3 protein-coding genes are annotated in these 2,547 nt (G+C 43.3%); 1 reads left to right on the top strand and 2 read right to left on the bottom strand.

Annotated elements, in window-relative coordinates:
* Positions 1 to 265: 265 nt before the first annotated feature.
* Complete coding sequence (locus AC37HE_RS17120; RefSeq protein WP_500784334.1) at positions 266 to 823, bottom strand: PhnA domain-containing protein; 558 nt, start codon at positions 821 to 823, stop codon at positions 266 to 268.
* A gap of 286 nt (positions 824 to 1,109) precedes the next feature.
* Here AC37HE_RS17120 and AC37HE_RS17115 point away from each other — a divergent pair, with 286 nt between their 5' ends.
* Complete coding sequence (locus tag AC37HE_RS17115; RefSeq protein WP_500784333.1) at positions 1,110 to 1,691, top strand: GNAT family N-acetyltransferase; 582 nt, start codon at positions 1,110 to 1,112, stop codon at positions 1,689 to 1,691.
* A 9-nt stretch (positions 1,692 to 1,700) separates the two neighbouring features.
* Here AC37HE_RS17115 and AC37HE_RS17110 read toward each other — a convergent pair.
* On the bottom strand, positions 1,701 to 2,547 hold an 847-nt coding region (locus AC37HE_RS17110; RefSeq protein ID WP_500784332.1), incomplete at its 5' end, for a DUF169 domain-containing protein.

Raw genomic sequence — 2,547 nt, 5'->3', positions numbered from 1 at the left:
CGTTTAGTGTTCCCCGTAACATGAGCGAACTGGTTTGGGCTGGCATTGCACTTAAAAACCGGATATTCCTGGCAACAGGTGCTGTGGTTTTTATTTTGTATGGTTTGTTCAACCTGCAAAAGCGTGAAAAATTTATTTAGTAAATCTCCTGAAATTAGGGTAGTTGGGTAGTAGCAATTACCTTACTGATAAATCAATAGTTTAGTTAAGAGAAAAGGCTCCGAATGGAGCCTTTTTATTTTTTATTTGAGAAGTTAAGTCCTAACTAGTTCGATTTCTTCACATATTGGGTGAGAATTACGATCTGTTGACCGTTTACTTTTCCTTCAATATGCTCGGGATTATCAGCAACCAACGAGATGTTGCGAACGGCTGTTCCGCGTTTGGCTGTAAAACCGGCCCCCTTAACAACTAAATCTTTAACCAATACTACAGTATCCCCTGCTTTCAGTACAGAACCGTTACTGTCAACATGCTTGGCACCATCTTCAACGACTCCTGACTTAGCCCAGGCCAAGGTTTCTTCGTCCAGGTACATCATGTCCAACAGATCAAATTGTTTCAATTGAGTCAGCAAGCGCCACGCCAATACCTGAACGGCCGGAACAGTGCTCCACATGCTGTCATTCAAACAACGCCAGTGGTTCGCATCCATCGTTTCCGGATCTTCAATCTGACTGTTGCAAGTTGAACACAGCAACACACATTTGTCGCTGTTATTTTCGGTTACAGGCGGAAGTGCATAAACAACCAGTCCTTCCGTATTGCCGCAAAGTTCGCAAACCGAACCACTGCGTTCTTTTAAAGCTTTTTCGATACTCATCTTGTTGATTTTGAATGGGCGGCAAATTAACTGCCTATAATTTTTTTGAGCGCGCAAAGATAACCGTTTATTTGTAAATTGAAAATCAGTCAGTTCACCAACGCTCAAAGTACTTCGACCAAAACTTTCGAAACCTTGTGCTGTTATTCTACGATGAAGAGTCATCCGATGGTTACTAATGGTCATTGGGAATCATTAAGTCCTCCTTAATTTCTAATAAGAATAATAAAGGACATGACCATTGATAAACTATTAATGTTTCTGTTGAAATAAACAAAATTGGGAAATGAAGGAATACGACATCGATAATTATAGCTTTCGCCCCCTGATAAAAGAAACATGGTGGGCCTTTGCTCAACTTTTTGAACCCAACGGGGCCTGCGATGGCTGTTGGTGCATGTGGTGGAAACAGAATACAAAAGAATACAGTGCAGGACGCGGTGAAAATAACCGCAAGGCAATACGCCAATTGGTTATTGATGATGAAACCTTAGGGTTGCTGGCCTTTTCGCCTCAAGGAGAAGTTTGTGGCTGGATAGCTGTTGCTCCCCGAGATAAATATAAACGATTAGAGAATTCTCGTACCTTAAAACCAATCGATGACAAACCGGTGTGGTCAATTACCTGCTTTTTCATTAACCGTAATTTTCGGCGTATGGGCCTTGCCTCCAAATTAGTGAAAGCTTCCCTCATATTTGTAAAAGAGAAAGGCGGAACAATTGTCGAGGCCTACCCGACCGTCGTCGACAAAGGACGGGTTTCTTCCTCTTCCATCTATAGCGGTGTACCCCAAATCTTCGAAAGATTGGGTTTTGAAAAAGCAGGCCAAGGCGGGAAACGCTGGATTATGCGTTATCGGATTGTATAACTGCTAAAATCACTGGCGCTCCTGTAATTTTTCCCAGGCGTGCTTCTTCAGAAAGCTGTCTTCCACATGGCTTTCCATTTCCTGAAACAAGGCATATGGAGCCGTGAACGACAAAATCTCCCGATCGACACTCGCACGTACGGCAATATCGAAAAAGCCAATAATACCCCGCGGCTTTTCTTGCTTTCCCTCCTCGTAACCAAAAAGAACAGACTGACAAGCAGCGCAGAAAGGTGCAATAACGCTCTGACTAACTCCGCGATTGTAATCAGCCATCACAACCAAGGCTGATAACTGATCCGGGTTGACAAAGAAGATGATCATCTCGGGTTTGTCCTCTTCTGCCAATAAATCCCAGGGCTTAAACAAAACATATTCGGCAGCAACATCGGTCATCGGTACCGAATTTACCCAACTGCGGGCCAGTTCCGGATTCTTATAAAAACGCTCTCCTTCCTCCATTAAGGTACCCGCACGCCCCATTTGAGCAGCAAACTCTTTATTTCCGGTGGAAAGAAGACAATCAATGGGAAACTGTCCGTAACGGTCGCCGAAGCCCAAACCGGTTCCTCCGCCCGGGCAACTATAGCTATTCCTGTCGAAATAAGCCACACGGTTCTTCTTACTGGCGGCAACCATCATGGCTGCCACACAACCACCCATTCGGTTATCTTTAAAGTGAAGTCCTTCTTCCGGCTTATCATCACTTAAGATTACAGCAACAGGTTGCATTTTTAGTTTTAAAGCATCAATCAATTCACTTTTCATAGTCAATTTACCTCCTGCTTTTAAAAATACTGATATTCGTTGTTTGTCCGAAATCATTGGTTGCAAAACATATTCAGCGATAAACGAT

This window comes from Mangrovibacterium sp., assembly GCF_059905295.1.
This window is presented reverse-complemented; position numbering and strand designations above follow the sequence as displayed.